The organism is Melghirimyces profundicolus (assembly GCF_003054245.1).
GTDB lineage: Bacteria > Bacillota > Bacilli > Thermoactinomycetales > DSM-45169 > Melghirimyces > Melghirimyces profundicolus.
This window is the reverse complement of sequence record NZ_QBKR01000002.1, coordinates 39,384-63,207: the sequence shown is the minus strand read 5'-3', so window position 1 is coordinate 63,207 and position 23,824 is coordinate 39,384. Positions and strand designations below refer to the sequence as shown.

Here is a 23,824-nt window from a genome sequence, read left to right as displayed (position 1 = left end):
CATGAAAATCTACACGAGAAGGGGAGACGAAGGGCAAACGGCGGTGATCGGAGCCCGTGTTTCCAAGGACGATGTTCGGGTGGAAGCCTACGGTACCGTGGACGAGGCCAACTCTTTCGTGGGCGATGCCATCGCCCGCATGAGGGAGCGGGACGGACAGAAATATTCCGACCTGATTGAAGTCCTGACACAGATTCAACAGGAATTATTTGATGTGGGAAGTGATCTGGCCGTGGTCAAAGGGAAACGTCCCTATAAAATCACGGCGGAACATGTGGATCGTTTGGAGGAGTGGGTGGATCGCTGTTTGCAAGAGGCGCCCTCCGTGAAAAAATTCATCCTGCCGGGCGGAACCCCGGTCGCGTCCAGCCTCCACATCTGCCGGACCGTGGTTCGCCGGGCGGAACGGCGGGCCGTCACACTCACCCTGAACGACGAAATCAACCATGAAGCCCGCAGATACTTAAACCGCCTGTCCGATTTGTTTTTTGCCCTGGCCCGTGCCGCCAATGCCCGGGAGAAGATCGAAGATATTCAGTATGAGCGGGGAAGGGAAGTGTTTCGCAACCGCTCCCGCCGGGAAACCCGCCGCAGGGATGATGGCCTCCCGGGTTCATGAGGCGCGCGGCCGGCGTCGATGCCGTCGGGCTGTTAAGGAGAGCCGGGTCCGTACTCCATACGGATCCGGCTCTTTTCGTTTTGTATTAAGGAATAAAGTAATCAAACTGAAATGAATAGTCCAAAATGCCCAACATTTATATCAAAATCATGTATAATGGATTTGTAACTCTCTCAAGTGGGACATACATCGTGGGGAGGATGATTGGATGAAGAGATGGTCTTTTTGGTTGTCTGTTTTCTTGATTGCCGCACTGTCACTGACCGGTTGCGGAAAAGCTGCGGATGACGGGGGAGGAGCGGAGTCGGAAGGCGGTGAACAGCAACTCGCCCTGGGAACCGGGAGTACCGGCGGCACCTACTATCCCTTGGGAGGAGCCATGGCCAACCAGTGGAATAAAGATGTGGACGGAGTAAAAGTGACTCCGCAGGCCACCGGGGCATCGGTGGAAAACATGGCCCTGATCGGCAAGGGGGATCTGGACCTGGGGATGGCCGTCAATATGACGGCGGACGACGCCTACAACGGAAAAGCCGACTTTAAAGGCCAGGCGGTGAAAAATTTCGGAGCCGTCGGCGTCATCTACCCGGAAGTGATCCAAATCGTGGTTCCCAAGGACAGCGACATCCAATCGATCAAGGATCTGAAGGGGAAACGTGTCGCCGTGGGGCCCCAGGGGAGTGCTTCGGTCAACACGACCCGGGATATCCTCAAGGCCCACGGTCTCTCCTTTGATGACATCAAGCCCTTTTACGACGCCTTCGGCGATGCCGCCACCAAACTGAAGGACGGTCAGCTGGACGCCAGCTTCGGGATTCTGGGACTTCCGGCCTCCAGCATCGAGGAGATCACCGCCTCCGAAGAAGTCCGCCTGTTGGGCGTGGACGACGGGGCGCTGAAAAAGATGCAGGCGGAACGGCCATTCTACCAGCCTCTCAACATCCCGGGCGGGACCTATAAAGGGCAGGATGAGGACGTCCAGACCGTCACCCTGAAAGCGGTCCTCTATGCCAGCAATGATCTGGGCGAAGATTTGGTTTACCAACTGACCAAAGTGATGTACCAGAAAAGAGACACCATCGCACAAGCACATGAAACCGGCAAACAGATCGATCCGGAGAAAGCGCTGGAAGGGGTCACCACGCCGATTCACCCCGGTGCCAAAAAGTACTTTGAGGAAAAGAACATTGAACTTCCCGAGTGACCAGGAAACAGGCAAGTTTTAGAGATGAAAGGAAGAAGGGGGCTGGGGAAGCTCCCTTCTTTTTTACCCAATCGGTTCGGGTGAGGAGTTGGTTTTGATGAATAGAAACAGCAGGCAGGAACCGGGACTGCAGGGGGATGATGACGCGCAGAAGATACTGGAAAAATACGACCGGGAGCAAAGGTTTCGAAAAAAGCTGGGCTGGTTCAAACCCATCGTGACGGTTCTGGCGGTCGGTTTGACGCTCTTTCAGCTGTATACCGCCTTTTTCGGCACATTACAGTCCCAATTGCAGCGGGCTCCCCACCTGTCAGTGGCCTTGGCGCTGATTTTTTTGCTTTATCCCTGGAGAAAGGGGAAGACCGGAAACGGGGTCCCCTGGTATGACGTGGTGTTGGCAGCCTTGGCCTTGGGAGCCGGGGCCTACCATGTCCTGTACTACGAAGAATTGGTCAACCGATACCTGTACTCCAACACGGATATCGCCGTGGCCATCATCGGGGTGTTGCTGACCTTGGAAGGAGCCCGGCGGGTGGTGGGTTTGCCGTTGACCGCGGTTGCTTCCGCCGCCCTCCTCTATGCTTACTTCGGCCCGTATATCCCCGGGTTCGCCCAGCATCAGGGATTTGATGTGGAGCGGATCAGCACCTTCATGTTCCTGGGTTCCGAAGCGATCTTGGGAATTCCCATCGCCATTTCCTCCACCTTCATTTTCCTTTTTCTCTTTTTCGGTGTGGTGCTGCGTTACACCGGGGTCAGCCGGTTCTTCAATGACCTGGCCTTCGCCATCACGGGACGGATGGTGGGCGGTCCCGCCAAGGCGGCCGTCGTGGCCAGCGCCTTACAGGGAACGGTGACCGGAAGTTCCGTTGCCAACACGGTGGGGTCGGGCAGTTTCACCATTCCCATGATGAAAAAAGCGGGATACCGGCCGGAATTCGCCGCGGCGGTGGAAGCCTCGGCTTCCACCGGCGGGCAACTGATGCCGCCGATCATGGGGGCCGCCGCCTTTCTGATGATCGAATTCACCGGCATTCAGTACGGTCAGATCGCGCTGGCCGCCCTGGTCCCGGCCCTTCTCTATTTTGCGGGGATCTTCATCGCCGTTCACTTGGAGTCGAAGAAGATCGGTATCCTGGGCATGCGCGCCGGGGAGATTCCCAAAATAAAAAACGTCCTTCTGAATCAGGGACATCTGTTGTTGCCCCTGTTGGCCATCATCGGGGTTTTGATTTCCGGCCAGTCTCCGATCCGGGCGGCATTGATCGCCATTATCATGGCGGTCACCGTCAGCGTTTTTCAAGGAGTCCGCTTTCGTGAGGCTCTGGCACAGCGCTGGTACATGCTGGTTCCGCTGCTGCTCCTGATGGCATGGATGACATCCCCCGGATCGATGCCTTCTTTCATCAGCCAGGGAACCGCGGTGAAAGGCCTTTTGATCCTGCTGTCTGCAACGGTTCTTTTCAACCAATTCAGAAAGGGTTCCGGAGTCACCCTCCGGGATGTGCTCGCCATCATGGAAGAAGGGGCCCGAACCGCCCTGGGCGTGATTGTGGCTTGTGGTGCGGCCGGGATCATCGTCGGGGTGGTCACCCTGACGGGAGTCGGATTGAAGATGGCCGGAGGGATCATCAGTCTGGCCGGAGGGATTCTTCTTCTGACGATGCTCTTCACCATGATCGCCTGCATACTGCTGGGGATGGGGGTCCCGACCACGGCCAACTACGTGATCATGGCCACCATGGCCGCCCCGGCATTGTTGAAATTTGATGTGGGCGGGGTGGAGATCCCGGTTATCGCGGCCCACCTGTTTGTTTTCTATTTCGGCATCGTCGCCGACATCACTCCTCCGGTGGCCCTGGCCGCTTACGCCGGATCCGGGATCGCCAAATCCAACCCTTTCAAAACCGGGGTGACGGCCACCAAGGTGGCCATCGGCGCCTTTCTGATTCCTTACATCTTCGTGTACAACCCGGTGCTGGTGCTGGAAGGAGCCACATGGTGGTCGCTTCCTCTCGCCTTTGTGACCGCGCTGATCGGGATGCTGGGAGTCAGCGCCGCCATGATGGGGTACTACCGGACCCACACCCGAATGTGGGAGCGGATTTTCCTCTTCGTGGGAGGCCTCACCCTGATTGTCCCCGACCTGCTCACCGATGGGATCGGCCTGGTCATCCTGGGGCTTTTGTACCTCTTGCAGATGAAACGAAAGTCGCCGGACCGGCCGGCTTCCCTCAGTGCATAAGTCATGACAGGGCAAAGGAGTCTTCCGGGAACGGAGGCTCCTTTTTGCACCCGTGGTCCGACGGGGCCCGGAGCCTGGATTGTCAGGATCAAAAAAAGGGAGGCGTCCGAACCAGCGGCTTTGCTGTCCTGCCCGGCGGCAGCCAGCAAGGGCGTTCAGGGGCTAAAGCTTCTCTGTCTTGCATCCGCGGGTGTTGGCCCCTGCCCGCAGCGGGAGGATTCGGAGCGGCTTCGGGTGAATGCCGCCGCTCACTTTTTCACAATACTTCCAGGGTCAACCCGGAACGGATTCGGTTGAACCCGGTTTCAATCGTCTGTAAAATTTGATTGGAATGATCATTCTGATGACAGGGGAGTGAGAGGATGGAGCCGGTGTGGAGAAATACGATCGGGGATGTCCTTCGAAGAAGCGCGGAACGGAAGCCCGAACAAGCAGCCCTGATCTTTGAGGACCGCCGTTGGACATACCGGGAATTGGACGAAGCCACGGATCGGCTGGCCCGGGCATTGTTGAAGCTGGAGCTGAAAAAAGGGGATCGGGTGGCGGCTTACGGGCGCAACTCCGACGGGTTTGTGCTTCTCTGGCTGGCAGCGGCCAAAGCGGGACTGGTCCATGTCCCCGTCAATTACGCCCTGAAGGGGGAGGAACTGGCCTACATCCTTCGACAGTCCGGGAGCCGGGCGCTCTTCTGCGACCCGGACCTGATGAGTGATGCGGAAGCGGTGAAGGACGGGGGGGAGGTGGAAGTTTTCGGCACGATCCGGGAAGGGGAGAGCCTGGACGTGTTACGGATGGCCGAAAAAGGGGCGGCGGAACCGCCGGCGGTGGAGTTGGAAGATACCGACTTGGTGCAGCTCCTGTACACTTCCGGGACCACTTCCGCTCCCAAAGGGGCGATGATGACCCACCGGGCCCTGATCCACGAGTACATCGGCTCCATTCAGGCCTTGGATTTCCACGAAGGGGATGCCCCGCTCCACGCCCTTCCGTTGTACCATTCAGCCCAGATGCACGTTTTCCTGATGCCTTATCTGATGCTGGGCGCCACCAACCGGCTCCTGGAAGCCCCCGATCCGGCCAACGTGCTGAAGGTGCTGAAGGAAGAGGGCATCAACAGTTTTTTCGCTCCGCCGACCTTCTGGATCGCCCTGATCAACCATCCGGATTTCCGCCTCGATTCCCTTCAAAAAGGATACTACGGGGCTTCCATCATGCCGGTCCCGGTCCTGGAGAAACTGCGGGAGGCGGCCCCGGAACTGGGGTTCTACAACTGCTTCGGCCAATCGGAGATCGGACCGCTCGCCACCGTGCTGCGGCCGGAGGAGCACGGGGAGCGCCCCGATTCGGCGGGCAGACCGGTGATGTTCGTGGAGATGCGGGTGGTGGATGACCGCATGCGGGATGTGGGACCCGGTGAAATGGGGGAGATCCTCTACCGTTCCCCTCAACTCTGCCAGGGGTATTGGGACAAACCGAAGGAGTCGGAAGCGGCTTTTTCGGGGGGCTGGTTCCACTCGGGGGACCTCGCCCGGGTGGATGAGAAGGGTTACATCTACATCGTGGACCGAAAGAAAGACGTGATCAACACCGGCGGGGTGCTGGTGGCATCCCGGGATGTGGAAGACGCCATCTACACCCATCCCGCCGTTCAGGAAGTGGCGGTGATCTCCACGCCGGATCCCAAATGGATCGAAGCGGTGACGGCCATCGTCGTGTTGAAAGAAGGGGAGCATGTGGAGGAAGCGGAACTGATCGAATATGCCAAAGAGCGCCTCGCTTCCTTCAAGGTCCCCAAAGCGGTCCACTTTGTCAAGGACCTCCCCCGCAACGCTTCCGGCAAGATCCTGAAGCGATTGTTGCGGGAGGAGTTTGCGAAAGTCACCCGGTAACCGTTCTTCGGCAGAAAAAACCGCCAGCCTGTGCTCATCACACAGGCGGCGGTTTTTTATCGTCATCCGGGGGAAAATCGAACTCCCTCTCAGGTTGCTGAGACCAGATATTGACACCGATCCCTTTTCATTTGGAGTACCTCCTGCTGTTATTCAGGGGTCAGTTCCTGACCACCCAGTGTGCTGACAGCTTACAGCAGGTACTTTTTCTTTTTCAAAGTGCGAGTTCTTTTCATTGCAGGAATGCTCCTGAAGGGAAGAAGTTCGTCACCGTTTCCCATTGTTTACCGAAGGGGCGTGTGGTAAAAATAAGGTTATGTTGATTATTGCAACAGGAACGGAGTGCTGCCATTGAAAGTATTGGGAATCGCACCTTACCCGGGGCTGAAGAAACTGATGTTGGAACTGGGAGACCAGGAACCGTCGATCGATCTGTTTGTAGAAGTGGGAGATCTGGAAGAGGGATTGGAACGGGCCCGGCAAGCTTCAAAAGAAGGCTACGACCTGATCATCAGCCGGGGAGGTACGGCCCGCTTGATTCGGGAATCGGTGTCGCTGCCGGTGATCGACATTCCGATATCAGGTTATGACATGTTGCGGGTGTTGACCCTGATCCGGGACTACAGGGGAGAAGCCGCCATTGTGGGTTTTCCCAACATCGTCGAAGGTGCCATCACCATCCGGGATCTCCTTGGATTGAACATCCAAAGCCATACCCTTCAACATTCCGGAGAGGTTCAGGATTTGCTGTTCCGGTTACAGGAGAAGGGTGTGCAGGTGGTGATCGGGGACGTGATTACCGTCAGAGCAGCGGAAGAAACGGGTCTCAACGGCATTCTCATCACATCAGGAAAAGAAGCCGTTCTGGAGGCATTCCGCCAGGCAAAACAGACATATCGAGTGGTGCGGGATCATACCCGGCGGTCCCGTCTTTTCCGAACAGTCCTGGAGGAGGATGATCGTGGGATCTTGGTGGCGGACGGTGAGGGAGAAGCACAATACGCCAATCCGCGAATCCGGAAGTGGCTGGGCTTGGAAACGGATTCTCCGGAGGTGGTCGCTTCCACACTCTTTCGGAGGGAGCCCCGTCTCCGGGGGGCGGAGGGGCAGCAGCTGGTGCGGCTCCCCGGCGGCCCCCTTCTGGCCGTGGACATCCGGGTCAAAGATTCTATCAAGATCTGGGTCTTAAGGGAAACCACCCTCTCCTCTGACGCCGGCATGGATATCCGATACCGGAAATTGGCTCGGTTCGCCCGGATCACTGGCCACAGCCGAAAGATCCGGGAGGCGGTAAAAAAGGGGAGGAAGATCAGCCGCACGGTATCTCCTGTCTGGATTTTGGGGGAGGCGGGAACCGGAAAAGAGACGTTTGCTCAGGCCATCCATTCAGAGAGCGGAATCTCCGGTCCTTTCATCACACTGGACTTCAATCGCATCGATCCCAAGGAAGCCCCTTCGCTCCTGTTCGGGGAGAAGGACCGGGCGGGAGTGTTGGAGGCCGGCAAGGAGGGAAGCGTTTACTTCCGAAATGCCGACCGTTTTCCCGCAGATTTGCAAAAGCGGCTGTTCCGCAAGTGGAAATCAGGGAAGGACCTCCCCCGACTGATGTTTTCTTCCACCCTTCCTCCCGGAAAAGAAGAAGGCGTCTTTTATTTTGATCCTGCCACATCCATTCTGTCCCTTCCACCCCTGAAAGAAAGGATGGAAGATCTGGAAGATCTGTGCCGTCTTTTCCTGGCGGAATTGAACACCAAATACGGAAAGCAGATCGTCGGTTTGGAACCGGCTCTGTTGAGAGAATTCCGGGAAATCTCCTGGCCCGGCAACATCGCCCAGCTCCAATCGGTCCTGGAATCCCTCGTCCGCCGTCTGGAAGGACCGTACCTTCCCTTGAGGGAGGGGAAAGAGGAATGGGAGCGGTCCCGATCACAAGTTCGAAATGTTGCAGAAGACAACGGTTGGTTGGATGGAACCTTGGAGGAGATTGAACAACGAATCATTCGCCAGGTTTTGAAGGAAGAGGGAAATAACCAGACCAGAGCGGCAAAACGATTGGGGATCAACCGAACCACATTATGGCGCAAACTGAACCGATAACCTTTCTCCGCAATCAAAGGAACGAAATTCCATTGTATATAGCAACAACATTCGTATATTATTTAATTGAAACCGCTTTCCTTTTGCTTTGCGTTGCATTATGAAACAATAGAAACCGGAGATAAGGGAGAGGTTCATATGAAAATCAAAGCGACCATGGATCGGATTCCGGGGGGGATGATGGTAGTTCCGTTGCTGTTGGCCGCCATCATCAACACCTTCGCTCCTGGGAGTCTGCGCATCGGGAATTTTACGCAGGATTTGTTCGTTGATGGAGCAGGAACACTGATTGCCTTGTTCCTGCTGTGTGCAGGGGCGCAAATCGATTTGCGCAGTTTCGGGGTCAGTCTTGCCAAAGGGGGGACGCTTCTCTTCATCAAATGGTTGGTGGGGGCGGCCGTCGGCCTGTTGGCTTACACTTTCGCCGGTTCGGACGGCTTGTGGCTCGGACTGGTCCCGATGGCCGTGATCGCAGCCATGACCAACAGTAACGGTGGGCTTTACATGGCCATTGTGGGTCAATACGGAAACAAAGAAGACAAAGCGGCCTATTCCCTGTTGGCCCTGAACGACGGTCCTTTCCTGACGATGGTTGCACTAAGCATTTTCGGGGCCATGGGATTTGTGGAAGGATTCTTTTCCCTGACCGCTTTTGTTTCCGTTCTGCTGCCGATCTTGGTCGGGATGGTGTTGGGCAACCTGGACAGCGATATGAGGGAATTTCTCGGAAAAGGCAGCGACATGCTGATTCCCTTTTTCGCCTTCGCCCTGGGAATGGGAATCGACTTCGGTAAAATCGTGGAAGGCGGTTTGGCCGGTATTCTGCTGGGAGGTGCTGACGGTATTCGTCACGGGAACGGCGGGCTATCTCACCTTCAAGGCTTTCGGATGGAACCCGATTGTGGGGGCGGCTGAGGGATCCACGGCGGGGAATGCGGTGGCCACACCCGCCGCCATCGCGGCAGCCAACGCTTCCTTTGCCAAAGTTTCCGCTCTCGCCACGGTGCAAGTGGCCGCATCCACAGTGACGACGGCCCTTCTGTTGCCGCTGTATATCGCCTTTCTCGTGAAAGCGCCGTGGAGGAAAAAGAAAGCCACGAACGCCGCCGAATAGGAGGCACAACAATGCAACGACACAGCAAGAAATCTTCTCCAACCATCGGAATCATCGCGGACGATTTGACGGGAGCCGGGGATACAGGGGTTCGATTTCTTTCCAAGGGATTGGATGTTTCGGTTCTGTTCGCACCCGAAGGAGAAGATCGACTGAGCGATGTGGTGGTGCTTGACACCGACAGCCGGACCCAAGACCGGGAAGCGGCTTATGCGCTCGTATCCCGTGCGGCGGTTTGGATGAAAGGGAAGGGGTGCCGGACGGTTTATAAAAAAGTGGATTCCACTCTCCGCGGTCATATCGGGGTGGAAATCCAGGCAGTGATGGAGCAATTTGAATTCGACTTTGCCGTGATCGCTCCCGCTTATCCCAAAATGGGCCGCACCACGGTAAACGGAATTCAGTATGTGGAAGGAATACCCCTGCACGAAACGGAAATGGCCCGGGATCCCAAAACCCCGGTGAAAGAATCCAACCTGGTAAGGCTGCTCAGGCAGCAGTCCGGAGAGAAGACAGCTCACATCGATCCGCGTTCCTTGGGCGACGATGCTACCCGGTGGCAGGAAGTGTTGGATCGTTGCCGGGAGGAGGGAATCCGTTGGCTGGTGTTTGACGCCCGAACGGATTTGGACCTCGCTCTTCTTGTCCGGCAGATAAAAGCAGCTTCCCACTCTGTCCTTTGGGTGGGATCCGCCGGATTGGCCGAACATCTCCTTGATTCCGTACCGGAAACAGGGAAGGAAGCGCGGATGGAAAATGTGGCTTCGGGTCCCGTTATGGCGGTTGCGGGAAGCATGGCAGAAGTAACCCGGGTTCAGATTCAACGGGCGCTCACCCGACCGCGCACTGCAGGGGTGGAAGTGGATCCTTCCGAGCTTCTCCGGCCCCGTTCGGAAATCCTCGACCGCTACACCGCGGAAATGGAGGAGGCATTGAGGAGGGGTGACGATGTGATCGTCCATGTCAGCACCCGGGATGACGCCTTTCGGAGAGCGCGGCGGACAGGGGCGGATCTGGGAATGACCCCGCTCGAAGCAGGAAACCGTATTTCAGAGGAATTGGCCCGTCTGACCGGCCGGGTGATCCAACGCCACGAAGTGAATAAGCTGATTCTCACCGGTGGGGACACCGCCAAGAGCGTTTGTCGCCGTCTGGGGGCCCGTGGGATTTCCCTTCGGGGGGAAGTGGAACCGGGATTGCCCTTCGGGAACCTGATCGGAAACCCCCGCCGGATGACGGTTACCAAAGCCGGTGCTTTCGGATCGGGGGATTCCCTGATCCATGCGATTCATCAATTGAAAGGAACGAAAGCCAATGTCTGATTTGCCCATCATCGGAATCACCATGGGGGATGCGGCGGGAGTCGGTCCCGAAATCATCCTGAAGGCGCTGAAGGACCCGGAGATTCAACATATCTGCCGCCCCCTTGTGATCGGGGACGCCGCCATTATGGAACGTGCGGACCGGTTTGTTCGAACGGGACTGAAGGTGAACCCTGTCCGGACGGTAAGTGAAGCCGGATTTCGGCGGGGTTATGTGGATGTCCTCGATCTGGACCTGCTCCCCGCCGACCTCGAGCCCGGCCAAATTTCCGCCCAGGCGGGCGATGCGGCCTTCCGGTATCTGGAGCGGGCAGTCCACTTGGCGTTGGACGGGGAACTGAGCGCCATCTGCACGGCTCCGCTGAACAAAGAAGCGTTGCATAAAGGTGGGCACCCCTATCCGGGGCATACCGAGATTCTGGCCGAGCTGACCGGAACCGAAGATTATTCGATGATGCTGTCCGCCCCCCGGCTGAAGGTGATTCATGTCACCACTCACGTCGGCTTGATCGATGCGGTGCGGATGATCGAACCGAAACGTGTATACCGCGTCATCCGGCTGGCTCATGATACGTTGAAGCGTGCGGGTGTCTCCGAACCGAAGATAGCCGTTTGCGGGATCAATCCCCATGCCGGGGAGAACGGACTGTTTGGAAATGGGGAAGAGGAGGAGAAAATCATCCCCGCCGTGGAAAAGGCCGAGCGGGAAGGGATCCGGGTGAAGGGCCCTCTGCCCGCCGACACCCTGTTTTTCCGCGCGGTCCGGGGGGATTTTGATATCGTGGTGGCCATGTATCACGACCAGGGGCACGGACCGGTGAAGGTGCTGGGGTTGGACGCCGGGGTCAACATCACGGTGGGTTTGCCCATTATCCGCACCAGTGTCGACCACGGAACCGCATTCGACATCGCCGGGACCGGTCAAGCAGACGAGAAAAGCATGAAAGAAGCTCTCCGCCAGGCGGTGGAGCTGGCTCCCAAATCCTGATAAATCCATAGTTATAAAGGGATGAAACAAGGCCGACAACCTGATCAAAGGTTGCCCGGCCTTGTTTTGTTTTGCTTGGTTTTTTATTAGACAGGAAACCTTATCTTTGTCAGCGAAAATATAACTGATTCTTCGTAAAGGAGGTTATTGAGTGAAAAGTTCTTTCTTTAAAGGGTTCAGTCTGATTTTGAGTGTCGTTGTTTTTGCTTTTCTCCCCGGTGCCGCCGTCGTGGAAGGGGATGGCCTGGAGGGGGACATTCCCCTGCTTTCCAGCGACAATGTCCGTCTGGTGGGGCAATATCCCGGGGAACTCCTGATCTCCGCCAGCTTTGCCAGTGATCAACCCTATATGTACGCCAATACATTGTCGGGGATCACAGTGTACGACATTTCCGAACCGACCCGGCCCGTTCCCGTCGGCCATCTTCCCATCTCTTATTTCGAGAACGAAAACGCCAATCTGGCGGAACGGGAGGATGGGACCAAGTTTCTTCTGGTGGCCATTGACCTGTACGGGGTCACCCCGACCCACGACGATCCCAGTCTGGCCACCGACAATGAAATCGCCGTGGTGGACGTCACCGATCCCACCCATCCCCATGTGACTTCACGGGTAAAAACCACCACCCGCACCCACACGGTCACCTGCGTCAATCCGGAATGCACCTACGCCTATACTTCCGGCAGCAAGGATGATGCCGGGAACCCCGCTTTTTCCATCATCAACCTGAAAGACCCTGCTCAACCCTTTGAAGAGAAAGTCTATCCCAGTTCGGTCGGGGCGACCGGCCACGATTGGGACATCGATGCTTCCGGGGTGGCGTGGCACACGGGACTGGAGGGAACCGTCGCCTATGACATATCCGATCCTCTGAATCCCAAAGTTTTGAACGCCACGGATGAACGGGGTCTCAACGGAACCGATTGGAACAACTTCATCCACCACAACACCCTTCGTCCCCATGCGAAAGAATTTAAAAACCGGGGCAAAGGGGAGCTGGAGACCGATGAGAGCACCGAGCGGACGGCCGATCAGGTGAGAAAGGGAGAGACATTGATGGTGACCGAGGAAGACTATCTCCATCCGGGAACCTGCGAGGATGAAGGATCGTTTCAAACCTGGCAGGTCCAGCGCCTCGACAAGAAGGCAGGAGGCACCGATCCGTCCCGCATCGAGCCCGGCACCGGCACCATCGAACCGCTGGACCACTGGAATTCCAAGATTTTGAATACCGACGTGAATACACAGGCCGGCTTCATCTGTTCGGCTCATTACTTTGACTATCATCAGGCCGGGTTTGTCGCCATCGGCTTTTATCAGCAGGGGGTCCGAATCCTGGATGTGCGGGATCCCACGGAGATTAAGCAGGTCGGATACTGGTTCGCCGGTGTCCAGGAAGCCTGGGGAGCCCACTGGGTGCCCGAACGGGATGAAAACGGACGGATCACCGGTGACATGTCCAACCTTGTCTATGTAAGCGATCCCACACGGGGCCTGGATATCCTGGAGGTGGATCTGCCGGGGGCATCCCCTGACAAGACGAAAGGGGTTTCCCTTCCGATCACCACGGACATGATCCAAGTGACGGCGGACGGGCTCTCGGAAGCGATGCAACGGAAGATGTCCCATCATCACGACCACTGAGGATCCACACCCCCGCGGTTTCCGAAACCGCGGGGGTGTTTTGGAGGTGTTGTGGAAAATGAACGAAAATGGGGCGGTTTTTTCGTTGTTGACGCTAATTGACAAGGGGCAGAGGGCATGAGTCAATGGTACTGGGGAAGGCCGATGGATTGTGAAGTTCCAAAAGCGCGAAAGAAAGGATCGGTGACATGTGGTGGGCATAAACAAAAGACGGGTGCGGATCGGGATGATCGGCCACCGGTTCATGGGAAAAGTGCACAGCCATGCGTACCGGGATCTTCCTTTTTTCTTCGACCTTCCGGTCGAGCCGGTTTTGAGCGATTTGGCGGGGCGCAACGAAGAGGAGTTGAAGGCGGCGGCGGACGCCATGGGATGGGCTTCCTATGAAACGGATTGGCGCCGCCTTGTTGAGCGGGACGATATCGATGTAATCGACATCGTCACCCCCAACAACACTCACGCGGAAATGGCCATTGCCGCCGCCGAGGCGGGCAAACACGTCATTTGCGAGAAACCGCTGGCCCTGTCGGTGTCGGAGGCGGAACGGATGCTGGAGGCCGTCCGGAAAGCCGGTACCGTCCATATGATTTGCCATAATTACCGCTTCGCCCCCGCCGTCCAATATGTCAAACGGCTGATCGAAGAGGGGCGGTTGGGCCGGATTTATCACATTCGGGCCCAATATCTGCAGGATTGGATCATGGATCCTTCCTTTCCCCTGGTCTGGCGGCTCAAAAAAGAGGTTTCGGGTTCGGGGGCGCTGGGGGACATCGGTTCCCACATCCTGGATCTGGCCCGGTTTTTGGTCGGAGAGATGGATGAAGTGACCGGCATGATGAAAACCTTCATCCAGGAGCGGCCGCTGGGAGAGATGAGCGGCGGGTTGAATGCCCGGACCGACCGGGAACGCTCGGGTCAAGTGGATGTGGATGATGCGGTGGCCGTGATGGCCCGGTTCCAAAACGGAGCCCTGGGCGTCTTCGAGGCAACGCGTTTCGCCGGCGGAAACCGCAACGGGAACCGCTTCGAAATCAACGGGGAAAAGGGGTCCGTCCGCTGGGATCTGGAAAATATGAACCACCTCCAGGTGTATTTCACGGAGGATGAAGCGGGGCTGCAGGGATTCCGGACGATCAACTGCACCGAGGACGTTCATCCCTATGCCGGGGCTTACTGGCCTCCGGGACATATCATCGGTTATGAACACACCTTCATCAATTTGCTTGCCGAATTCATGAGAGGAATTGCCGGAGAAACGGCTCCGACGCCCGATTTTGAGGACGGACTGCAAAACCAGCGGGTGCTGGAAGCCGTGGAGGAGTCCGCCCGGACGGGAACCTGGGTGAAAGTGTCCCGCCCCGGCTCCTTGACCGGTCAATAAATCATCAAAACCATCCAATCATCGCAGAAGGGAGCCAACAGAGGATGACGAAACCATTGCGTGTGGGAATCATGGGCGCGGGAGGCATTGCCCGGGGGGCCCACCTTCCCAATTACAAAAAAATGGGCGATCGGGTGCAGGTGGTCGCCGTGGCCGATGTGATCGAAGAAAAAGCGGAAGAATGCGCCCGGATCCACTCCATCCCCCATTTTTTCAGCAGCCTGGAAGAGATGCTGGATCAGGTGGAGTTGGATGCGGTCAGCGTGTGCACTCCCAACAAATTTCACGCCCCGGCCACCATCGCGGCTCTTAAGGCGGGTTGCCACGTGCTTTGCGAAAAACCCCCGGCCATGACATCGGAAGAAGCCGAAGAGATGGCACGGACGGCAAAACGGCAAGGGAAAATTCTCACCTACGGGTTTCACTACCGTCATTCCCCCGAAGTGGAGACCCTGAAGCGGTTCGTGGATGCGGGGGAACTGGGGGAGATTTACGCCTCCCGGGTTTATGCCGTCCGGCGCCGCGGGATTCCCGGCTGGGGTGTTTTCACCAACAAGGAACTCCAGGGCGGCGGCCCCTTGATTGACATCGGGGTTCACATGTTGGACAGCGCTCTGTACCTGATGGGGTACCCCGAACCCGAGTTGGTGATGGGGGCCGCCTATCAGAAGATCGGAAACCGCAAAGGGGTCGGTCTGATGGGGGAATGGGACTGGAAAAATTACTCCGTGGAAGATATGGCCCGGGGCATGATCCGTTTCAAAGACGGAAGCTCCCTGATGCTGGAGACGGCGTTCGCAGCCAATGTGGAGAAGGATGACACCATGCAGGTGACCCTGATGGGGGACCGGGGCGGGGCGGATGTATTTCCTCTGAAAATCTATCAGGAGAAGCACGATACCCTGTTGGACATCACTCCCGCCTATCTTCCGAAAAAGAATTATCACGAGGTGGAGATCGAGCGATTCGTCCACAGTTGCCTGGGGCTCACCTCCCCCTTGTCCACTCCGGAGCAAGGTGTCATTCTCCAACGACTGATCGAAGCGATCTATCAATCGGCGGAAACCGGGGAAGCCGTCAAGCTGTAAAACAGGAGGGGGAGCGATATGGCCAATGGAATTCGGGTGACGGTCTGGAATGAGAACCGGCACGAAAAGACGAATGAAAAGGTGAAAAGCATCTATCCCCGGGGAATCCACGGGGCCATCGGCGACTTCCTGAGCCGGGAAGGCATGGACGTGACGACGGCGACGCTGGATGAGGCGGAGCATGGTTTAACCGAAGAAGTGTTGGCACGGACGGATGTATTGATCTGGTGGGGGCATCAGGCCCATGACGAGGTGAAAGAGGAGATCGTTGAGAGGGTGCAAAAGCGGGTGTTGGAGGGAATGGGGTTGATTGTCCTTCATTCCGGCCATTTCTCCAAGATTTTCAAGAAGCTGATGGGAACCACCTGCGACCTCAAATGGAGGGATATCGGTGAAACCGAACGGATCTGGACGGTAAGCCCCCGCCATCCGATCGCGGAAGGGATCGGGGAGTCCATTCGGTTGGAAAAGGAAGAGATGTACGGGGAGTTTTTCGATATTCCGGAGCCGGAAGAGCTGGTGTTCGTCAGCTGGTTTGAGGGGGGAGAGGTGTTTCGCAGCGGGTGCACCTATACGCGGGGGTTGGGAAAGGTGTTTTATTTCCGCCCGGGGCATGAGACTTATCCCACCTATCATCAGCCGGAGGTCCAGAAGGTCATCTCCAATGCGGTTCGCTGGGCTGCGTCCACGGCGGGAAACACACCGGTCTTCGGCAACGTGGAACCGGCGGAAAATCTGCAACGAAATATGAAATCATGAATCGATCGGGTGCCACATCCGTTATTCAAAAGGAACCGCCCCTCAGCAGGAGGAGGCGGTTCCTTTTTTATCGCACCTGTCCCGAGCCCAGCACCCGGTACTTGCAGGAGGTGAGTTCCTTCAACCCCATCGGGCCGCGGGCGTGAAGTTTCTGGGTGCTGATGCCGATTTCGGCGCCGAAACCGAATTGGGATCCGTCGGTGAAGCGGGTGGAGGCGTTATGGTATACGGCGGCGGCGTCCACTTCCTGCAGGAACCGGCGGGCCGCTTCTGCATCTTCGGTGACGATGGCCTCCGAATGGCGGGTGCCGTACCGGTCGATGTGTTCCATGGCTTCATTGAGGGAGTCCACCACCCGCACCGCCAGGATCCGATCCAGGTATTCTTTTTCCCAGTCGGTGTCATGGGCGGGAACGGCCCGGGAAAACCGATCCCGGGTCCGGGGACAACCCCGGATCTCCACTCCGGCGGTCAGAAGGGCTTCGCCCAGTTCGTGAAGATGGTGGTCCGCCCATTCCCGGTGGATGAGGAGGGTTTCCACGGCGTTGCAGACGGCGGGACGGTCGGTCTTCCCGTTGAGAACGATCCTCCCGGCCATTTCAGGGTCGGCCGACCGGTCCACATAGATGTGGCAGTTTCCCACCCCCGTCTCCAGCACGGGAACGGTGGACTCACGAACCACACGCTGGATCAGCCCGGCTCCGCCACGGGGGATGATCACGTCGATCCGTCCGTTGGAATGGAGCATTTCCCGGACGGCTTCCCGATCGGGATCTTCCACCAGCTGGACCGCATCCCTTGGCAGGGGGGTGAGGGCGAGGGATTTCCGGATGATCTCCACCAGACGGGCATTGGAACGATATGCCGATGAGCTTCCCCTGAGCACCACCGCGTTGCCCGTTTTCAGAGCGAGACCGGCGGCGTCCACCGTCACGTTGGGACGTGCCTCGTAGATCATGCCGATCACGCCGAGGGGGACCCGCACTTTTTCGATCCGGAGACCGTTTTCCCGCTCCGTCCTCTCCATCACTTCACCGACCGGGTCGGGGAGCCGGGTCAGCTCTTCCAGGCCCCGGGCCATCTCTTCCAACCGTGTTTCCGTCAGCTTCAGCCGGTCCGCCAGGGCCGGGGAAATCCCCGCTTCCTCTCCCTTCCGGAGGTCTTCGGAGTTGCATTCCAGAATCGAATCTTGTTCCTCCCGCAGCGTGCGGGCGATCGTCTCCAGGGCTGTGTTTTTTTCTTCCGCCGGGGCGGTGGCGAGGCGCTTCGAGGCGGTGCGAGCCGCTTCCGTTTTCCTTCGTACGTCGGACACCCTGTCTCTCTCCTCTCTTTCAATCAGATTCGGCACCGGTCCGGACCCAGTCATCCCGGTGAATCACTTCTTCCGGGCAGCCCGGGGCCAACCGGAGAGCCTCATGGGATTGCAATCCTTTCACCTGTCTCAGCAAGTCGGCGGAGTAGCGGCAGACTCCCCGGCCGAGGGAAAGCTGCCCCGGTCCGGTCACCTCCACCACCTCGCCGGCTGCAAAGCGGCCGGTGACATCGACAACCCCGCAGGGAAGCAAGCTTCCTCCGGATTCGAGAAGAGCGCGGGCGGCACCGCCGTCCACCGTCAGCCGGCCCCGGGGACAGGCGTGGGCGGCGATCCACTGCTCTTTTCGACTGACCCGGCGGGGAAGGGCATCCAGGTAGGTACCGGTTCCCTTTCCGTCGATGACGTCGTGCATCCACCCGGCGGACTCCCGGGCCGTGCCGATGTAGACCCGGACTCCGATGCGGGCGGCTTTCCGGGCGGCGGTCAGTTTGGAACGCATCCCGCCGGTGCCGAATGCCGACCGGCTGTCATCCAGCCGGTTGAGCAATGCTTCATCGACCCGGTTCAGATGGGGGATTTTCTCCGCGTCGGGATGGTCCATGGGATTCGCGGTGTAGACTCCGTCGGTGTCGGTGATCAAGAGAAGCCACCGAGCTTGGAGAAGGCCGGCCACCATCGCGGCCAGCGTGTCGTTGTCCCCCCAGCGGATCTCGTCGACGGCGACAGAGTCGTTCTCGTTGATGACCGGCACGCATCCCCGTTCCAACAAATAGTTCAGGGTATTGAGGGCGTTGAGATAACGGGTCCGTTGATCGAAATCGCTCCGGGTCAACAACACCTGGCCGCAGGATTCCCCGAAGGCGGTGAAAGCTTTTCGGTACCGCTCCACCAGATGTACCTGGCCGACGGCCGCCGCCGCCTGTTTCCCCGCCAGCGTGCAGGGGCGGCCGCTCAACCCCAAATCGTGAAAACCGGCGGCGATCGCCCCCGATGAGACGAGTACAACCCGGAAACCTGAACGCTTCAACCGGATGAGGGAAGCGACGTGACCTTCCAGAAGGGACGGATCCAACCGTCCCGACCCATCGGTCAGCGAGGAAGTTCCGATTTTCACCACGATGGTTTCTGTCTGCATGTTCTCACCTCCGGTTCATCAAACATAAACCCCCCTTCCGTCCAAGGACGAAAGGGGGGTTCTTCCGCGGTACCACCTTTGTTGGCACAAAACGTGCCCGACTTTGGCGGCCGTCTGATCACAGCCGCTTCCCGGGTGTAACGGCCGGGAGGACCGTCCGGTTCGTCACCGTCCGCATCGGGAGGTGGGTTCAGACGGGCGTCCCGGCAGAACCTCACAGCCTTCGGGTTCTGCTCTCTGGGCGGTAAGCCCGCCTTACTGGCCTCCGTCATCGCGTTTTTCGGATGGGCAGTGTTTTGATTGTTTGTATTATTATGCATGGATGTGCTTGATCTGTCAATCGGAAAAGGGATGCCGGAGGTGTAAAATGTCGGTGCGGAAAAAAAGGAAAGGAATACCCCATTAAGAGGCCCGGAGGCAGCTGATTTCCCGTTTTTCCTAAACATGCAAACACCCCACCCCCTGCAGGACAGGAACCGGAGTGGCTTCGGGATTGAATGTTCGTTTCGAGAAAAGGGGAAGCGTTTACCCAAAATAGCGACTTTGCTGTCCTGCCCAGCGGAGAATCAGCCTGCAAGGGCGTTCAGGGGCAAAAGCTTCTCTGTGTTGCAACCGAAGGCGTTTGCCCCTGCCCGCAGCAGGATGATTTGGAGCGGACGGTGTCTACATCTCTGCAGGACAGCAGCCGGAGCGGCTTTGGGTAAATGCTGCCGCTCACTTTTTCACAACGTTTCTACCCCGATTTACCAGCTGGCTTTTTTCACGCCGGGAATCTGCCCTTTATGAGCCAACTCACGGAAACAGATCCGGCACAGGTTGAACTTCCTCATGACGGAGTGTGGACGTCCGCAACGTTTACAGCGGGTGTAGTTTCGTACTGCATGCTTCTGCCTTCGTTTGGTTTTGGCGATCATTGATTTTTTCGCCACCGGGACTCCCTCCTCTCATTGAACTGCTTCCGTCTATAACGCTCCCATTCGTTCGCGGGACATCCATCGCACTGCGGCAGATTGTCCAACAAGGTTATTACCGGGCCCCCACCCTCGCCCGGACCCAGCAAGCATGGATCAATATGTATCAACCCACGCAACGAGCTGAAACCATACTCCCCAAAAACCTGCCCATTTTGAACAAAGCCCTGAGAAGGTACCGGTTATACAGGTAGGCCGGATTCACCGCGTATTCCGGTTCGAAGAAAGAGGGGATGTGAAAAAAGAGATGGTGACACACCCGCCACGCGCTTCACTCCCCGGGAATCCGCCAGTCGATTTCTTCCCGTCCCGCTTCCCGGAGGGCCCGGTTGATGGCGGAGAAGGGGCGGCTGCCGAAAAAGCCCCGTTTGGCGGAAAGGGGGGAGGGATGGGCGGATTCAATCACGGTGTGACGTTGGGGATCGATCCACTTTTTCTTTTTTTTGGCGTGGTTTCCCCACAAAAGGAATACCACCGGTTTCTCATGATCGTTCACGGAGCGGATGATGGCATCGGTGAAGGTTTCCCACCCCTGGTTTCGATGAGAGTGGGGCTGGTGCTCCCGAACGGTCAGCACGGTGTTGAGCATGAGCACGCCCTGACGGGCCCAGTGGGCGAGGTGGCCGTGTCCGGGAGGCTTGACCCCCAGGTCGTCTTCCAGCTCCTTGAATATGTTTTTCAGGGAAGGGGGGAGGGGCACTCCGGGCCGGACGGAAAAGGAGAGGCCGTGGGCCTGGCCGGGGTTGTGATAGGGATCTTGACCAAGCAGAAGGACCTTCACCTGTTTGTAAGGAGTGAGCCTCAGGGCGGAGAACAGTTCCTCTTCCGGGGGGTGGACCGTATGTCGGGTCCGTTCGGATTCAAGAAACGCTTTCAAGCGATGCACATAGGGTTGTTCCAATTCTTCAGCCAGGACTTCGTTCCAGTCCGCCGGCAGTTGAAAAGCCATGATGATCCCTCCGGTGTCGTCTTTTTCAGCAGAAGTCCATATCGACTTTACCATGGTGGCTCGCTCTTCGGTAGGGGGGAGGACGGGAAGCGGGAAATTTGGAATCGAAAAGAGGTTTTCTGCTTCCGGGGACGAAATGAACTAACAATCATAAAGGATGGCCTCGGGGAAAGAGGGGGAATTCCTGTGTCCAGCCACTTGGCGGAACAACTGTCGCGGAAGTTTGGCTTGCCTTTGAAGCAGACGGAACAGATCGTCAAGCACGCCCGGGATCGTTTGCATGCCGAGGAACTCTGCCGTTCCGAAAAAGAACCGGTTCATCGTTGTCCCCGTTGCTCCATGAGATGGTACCAAGTCACGTTTTCGTTCACCTGTCCCCGGTGCGGGTTGAGAGTGGAGTATCCGGATTGAGACGGAGGGCCGCCTCCCGTTTGGGACGGGAGGTTTTTTCTTTTTCCTCTGGCGAAACCGAAGTCAGACTAGTAAGATGGTTGGGAAGGGTGGATCTTTTGCGCAATGATCAGCCAGGGGGGATGGAAGAATGAGGGATGTTTACATCGTCAGCGGCGCAAGAACGGCCTTTGGCAGCTTTGGAGGGGCTCTCAAAGACGTCTCCGCCGAAGAGCTGGGCGTGCAGGCGGCCCGGGAGTCGATCCGGCGCGCAAGGCTGGAGGCTTCCCACGTGGATAACGTGGTGTTGGGAAACGTGATCCAAACCCATCGAGGGGCACCCTACCTGGCCCGGCACGTGGCTCTCCGGACGGGAATTCCGATTGAGGCACCGGCGTTGACCGTCAATCGTCTGTGCGGCTCCGGGATGCAGGCGGTCGTCTCTGCGGCACAATCGGTGAAGCTGGGGGAATCGGAAATTGCTTTGGCCGGGGGAGCGGAGAACATGAGTCAGGCTCCCTACGTTCTGCGGAAAGCCCGTTGGGGGATGAAAATGGGGGACGGGGAACTGGCGGATACCCTGTCCGAAACCCTGAGTGACAAGCAGTGCGGCCTCGGAATGGGCCTGACGGCGGAAAATCTGGCCGATAAGTACGGGATTACCCGGGAGGAACAGGACGAGTACGCCCTCCTCAGCCAGCAACGAGCCGAGGCTGCGAGAGAAAGCGGCCGCCTCGCCGAGGAGATTGTCCCCGTCCGGGTGAAAGGAAAAAAGGGGGAGAAGGAAATCTCCCGTGACGAGCATATCCGGTCCGGGACCACGGCGGAAGGCCTGGCCCAATTGAAACCGGTCTTCAAAAAGGGAGGAACCGTCACGGCCGGCAATGCCAGCGGTATCAACGACGGTGCCGCCTGTGTCGTCCTGGCTTCGGAAGAAGCGGTCCACTCTCGGGACACGACTCCGATGGGACGGATCGTCAGTTGGGCTGTCTGCGGGGTGAACCCCACCATCATGGGAATCGGTCCGGCGCCCGCCAGCCGGCTGGCCCTGGAACGGGCGGGAATGAAGCTGGAAGAGATCGATCAGGTGGAAGTCAACGAAGCCTTTGCGGCTCAGTACATCGCCGTGGAAAAGGAACTGGGACTTGACCGGGAGCGGGTCAACGTCAACGGCGGCGCCATCGCGCTGGGGCATCCGGTCGGAGCCAGCGGGGCCCGGATCCTGCTCACGCTCTTTCACGAACTGAAGCGGTGCGGCAAAAAGTACGGTTTGGCTACCCTCTGCATCGGAGGGGGGCAGGGAATCGCCATGGTGGTGGAATCGGTTTAAACAGCAGACGGAGAGGAGAAGATCCATGGTCGAATCGGAGATCAAGGTGCGTTTTTGCGAAACCGACGCGCTGGGTCACGTCAACAACACCAGTTATTTCATCTATCTGGAACAGGCGAGGGTGGAGTTTTTTGAAAACTTGGGCTCATCCATGGCGATGTCCCGTTGGCCCTTTATCCTGGGACACATCCAATGCGATTTCCTGCAGCAGGCCTATTTCAACCAGAAGCTGACTATCCGGACGGGAGTGGCCGGGATCGGAAACAAAAGCTTCCGTCTCCGGCAGGACATCCTGGATGCCATAAACGGCGTTCCGGTGGGCCGATCGGAATCGGTGATGGTCTACTTCGATTTCCGTGAGCAACAAAGCGTCCCCATCCCCGGAGAATGGGTGAAAAAGCTGGAAGAATACCGGGTGGAACCGGTGGCCAACCGGTAAGTCCCCCATTCCCGAAACAGCCGTCACCTCCGTTTTGATGGAGGGTGCGGCTGTTTATGCCTCTTTTGAGGGTTTTCTTCCTCCGGAACGGATCACCACTTTGAGGTCTCCTTTCAGCGCGGAGGTGCAATGGGGACACCGGATTGCCCGGGGAGAGATCGGTGAGTGGCAGAATGGGCATGGTTTTCTCCGGGAAACTGAAGAGACAACGTTCTTTTTTGGACGCCACTGTTCCACTTGGCGGACGAGAAAGAAAGTGACCGTGGCCACGATCAAAAAATCGATGACCGTATTGATAAAAGTGCCGTAGTTGATGGTGGGGGCACCGGCTTCTTTCGCTTCCTCCAATGTGGAAAAACGCTCTTGGGAGAGGTTGATGTAGAGATGGGTGAAATCCACTTTGCCGAGCACCAACCCGATGGGCGGCATGATTACATCTTCCACCAGGGAGGTGACAATTTTTCCGAAGGCGCTGCCCAGGATCACCCCGATGGCCATATCCACCACGTTTCCACGAGAAGCAAATTCTTTGAACTCTTTCCGCATTTCTTCACCCTCCGAAATCCGCATGTACACAATACGTATGTGGGGAGAACGGGGGGATATGAACAGGCGGATGAGAGTACTATCGCTTCGGCCATCCGAAGGAGGGGTGGATCTAAAAGCGTTGTGATTGATGTTCAGGCTCAGAAGAAGGGAAGCGTTTACCCGAACCAGCGACTTTGCTGTCCTGCCCAGCGGAGAATCAGCCTGCAAGGGCGTTCGGGGGCAAAAGCTTCTCTGTGTTGCATCCACAGGCGTTTGCCCCTGCCCGCAGCCGAATGATTCGGAGCGGACCGTGCAACCATCTCTGCAGGACAGCATAGCGCGACCGGGGAGCGCAAGCGACCCCAGGCGCGACTTGTGCTCTGTGAGTGCATAGCGAGACCGGGGAGTGAAGCGAC

19 protein-coding genes and 1 pseudogene are annotated in these 23,824 nt (G+C 57.7%); 15 read left to right on the top strand and 5 right to left on the bottom strand.

Annotated elements, in window-relative coordinates; all coding sequences use genetic code 11:
- Position 1 precedes the first annotated feature (1 nt).
- The 12 genes and pseudogenes from C8P63_RS01820 (at position 2) to C8P63_RS01760 (ending at position 16,351) form a co-directional block, all read left to right on the top strand.
- The gene (locus tag C8P63_RS01820) at positions 2 to 619 is read left to right on the top strand and encodes a cob(I)yrinic acid a,c-diamide adenosyltransferase (protein ID WP_108021634.1); all 618 of its coding nucleotides are present in this window, start codon (positions 2 to 4) and stop codon (positions 617 to 619) included.
- A 208-nt stretch (positions 620 to 827) separates the two neighbouring features.
- Positions 828 to 1,823 (top strand): TAXI family TRAP transporter solute-binding subunit, encoded by a 996-nt coding sequence (locus C8P63_RS01815; protein WP_108021633.1) that lies wholly within the window; start codon positions 828 to 830, stop codon positions 1,821 to 1,823.
- 97 nt (positions 1,824 to 1,920) lie between these two features.
- A complete protein-coding gene (locus tag C8P63_RS01810; protein ID WP_108021632.1) occupies positions 1,921 to 4,068 on the top strand; it encodes a TRAP transporter permease in 2,148 nt (715 codons plus the stop codon).
- 362 nt (positions 4,069 to 4,430) lie between these two features.
- A complete protein-coding gene (locus C8P63_RS01800; RefSeq protein ID WP_108021630.1) occupies positions 4,431 to 5,957 on the top strand; it encodes an acyl-CoA synthetase in 1,527 nt (508 codons plus the stop codon).
- A gap of 351 nt (positions 5,958 to 6,308) precedes the next feature.
- Positions 6,309 to 8,054, top strand: coding sequence for a sigma-54-dependent Fis family transcriptional regulator (locus C8P63_RS01795; RefSeq protein WP_108021629.1), 1,746 nt, complete (start codon positions 6,309 to 6,311; stop codon positions 8,052 to 8,054).
- Positions 8,055 to 8,192: 138 nt separating this feature from the next.
- Positions 8,193 to 9,168 (top strand): annotated as a pseudogene (locus tag C8P63_RS01790) (2-keto-3-deoxygluconate permease).
- A gap of 11 nt (positions 9,169 to 9,179) precedes the next feature.
- On the top strand, positions 9,180 to 10,490 hold the full coding sequence (locus C8P63_RS01785) for a four-carbon acid sugar kinase family protein (protein ID WP_108021628.1): 1,311 nt from the start codon (positions 9,180 to 9,182) through the stop codon (positions 10,488 to 10,490).
- Complete coding sequence (gene pdxA / locus C8P63_RS01780; protein ID WP_108021627.1) at positions 10,483 to 11,478, top strand: 4-hydroxythreonine-4-phosphate dehydrogenase PdxA; 996 nt, start codon at positions 10,483 to 10,485, stop codon at positions 11,476 to 11,478. Before C8P63_RS01785 ends, pdxA begins: the two co-directional genes overlap by 8 nt.
- A 151-nt stretch (positions 11,479 to 11,629) precedes the next feature.
- Positions 11,630 to 13,123 carry an LVIVD repeat-containing protein gene (locus tag C8P63_RS01775; RefSeq protein WP_108021626.1) on the top strand — a complete coding sequence of 498 codons (1,494 nt, stop codon included), beginning with the start codon at positions 11,630 to 11,632 and terminating at the stop codon, positions 13,121 to 13,123.
- A 226-nt stretch (positions 13,124 to 13,349) separates the two neighbouring features.
- Entirely contained in the window at positions 13,350 to 14,504 is a 1,155-nt protein-coding gene (locus C8P63_RS01770; protein ID WP_425437223.1) for a Gfo/Idh/MocA family protein, read from the top strand.
- 44 nt (positions 14,505 to 14,548) lie between these two features.
- Positions 14,549 to 15,592 (top strand): Gfo/Idh/MocA family protein, encoded by a 1,044-nt coding sequence (locus C8P63_RS01765; protein ID WP_108021625.1) that lies wholly within the window; start codon positions 14,549 to 14,551, stop codon positions 15,590 to 15,592.
- A gap of 18 nt (positions 15,593 to 15,610) precedes the next feature.
- Positions 15,611 to 16,351, top strand: coding sequence for a ThuA domain-containing protein (locus C8P63_RS01760; RefSeq protein WP_108021624.1), 741 nt, complete (start codon positions 15,611 to 15,613; stop codon positions 16,349 to 16,351).
- Positions 16,352 to 16,418: 67 nt separating this feature from the next.
- Here the strand turns inward: C8P63_RS01760 and C8P63_RS01755 are convergent, their stop codons facing one another.
- From C8P63_RS01755 to ung, 4 genes are all read right to left on the bottom strand, one after another.
- Positions 16,419 to 17,663: a glutamate-5-semialdehyde dehydrogenase gene (locus tag C8P63_RS01755; RefSeq protein WP_170109437.1), complete on the bottom strand. Its 1,245-nt coding sequence runs from the start codon at positions 17,661 to 17,663 to the stop codon at positions 16,419 to 16,421.
- Between the two features lie 19 nt (positions 17,664 to 17,682).
- Positions 17,683 to 18,801, bottom strand: a complete 1,119-nt coding sequence (gene proB, locus C8P63_RS01750) for a glutamate 5-kinase (protein ID WP_108021622.1) — start codon at positions 18,799 to 18,801, stop codon at positions 17,683 to 17,685.
- Positions 18,802 to 19,544: 743 nt separating this feature from the next.
- Positions 19,545 to 19,730 (bottom strand): type Z 30S ribosomal protein S14, encoded by a 186-nt coding sequence (locus C8P63_RS01740; RefSeq protein ID WP_108021620.1) that lies wholly within the window; start codon positions 19,728 to 19,730, stop codon positions 19,545 to 19,547.
- 313 nt (positions 19,731 to 20,043) lie between these two features.
- On the bottom strand, positions 20,044 to 20,721 hold the full coding sequence (gene ung / locus C8P63_RS01735) for a uracil-DNA glycosylase (RefSeq protein WP_108021619.1): 678 nt from the start codon (positions 20,719 to 20,721) through the stop codon (positions 20,044 to 20,046).
- 186 nt (positions 20,722 to 20,907) lie between these two features.
- Here ung and C8P63_RS01730 point away from each other — a divergent pair, with 186 nt between their 5' ends.
- From C8P63_RS01730 to C8P63_RS01720, 3 genes are all read left to right on the top strand, one after another.
- On the top strand, positions 20,908 to 21,132 hold the full coding sequence (locus tag C8P63_RS01730; RefSeq protein ID WP_108021618.1) for a transcription initiation factor IIE subunit alpha family protein: 225 nt from the start codon (positions 20,908 to 20,910) through the stop codon (positions 21,130 to 21,132).
- Positions 21,133 to 21,262: 130 nt separating this feature from the next.
- Positions 21,263 to 22,441 carry an acetyl-CoA C-acetyltransferase gene (locus C8P63_RS01725; protein ID WP_108021617.1) on the top strand — a complete coding sequence of 393 codons (1,179 nt, stop codon included), beginning with the start codon at positions 21,263 to 21,265 and terminating at the stop codon, positions 22,439 to 22,441.
- A 25-nt stretch (positions 22,442 to 22,466) separates the two neighbouring features.
- Complete coding sequence (locus C8P63_RS01720; RefSeq protein ID WP_108021616.1) at positions 22,467 to 22,880, top strand: acyl-CoA thioesterase; 414 nt, start codon at positions 22,467 to 22,469, stop codon at positions 22,878 to 22,880.
- A gap of 54 nt (positions 22,881 to 22,934) precedes the next feature.
- Here the strand turns inward: C8P63_RS01720 and mscL are convergent, their stop codons facing one another.
- A complete protein-coding gene (mscL, locus tag C8P63_RS01715) occupies positions 22,935 to 23,426 on the bottom strand; it encodes a large conductance mechanosensitive channel protein MscL (protein WP_108021615.1) in 492 nt (163 codons plus the stop codon).
- Positions 23,427 to 23,824: the final 398 nt, after the last annotated feature.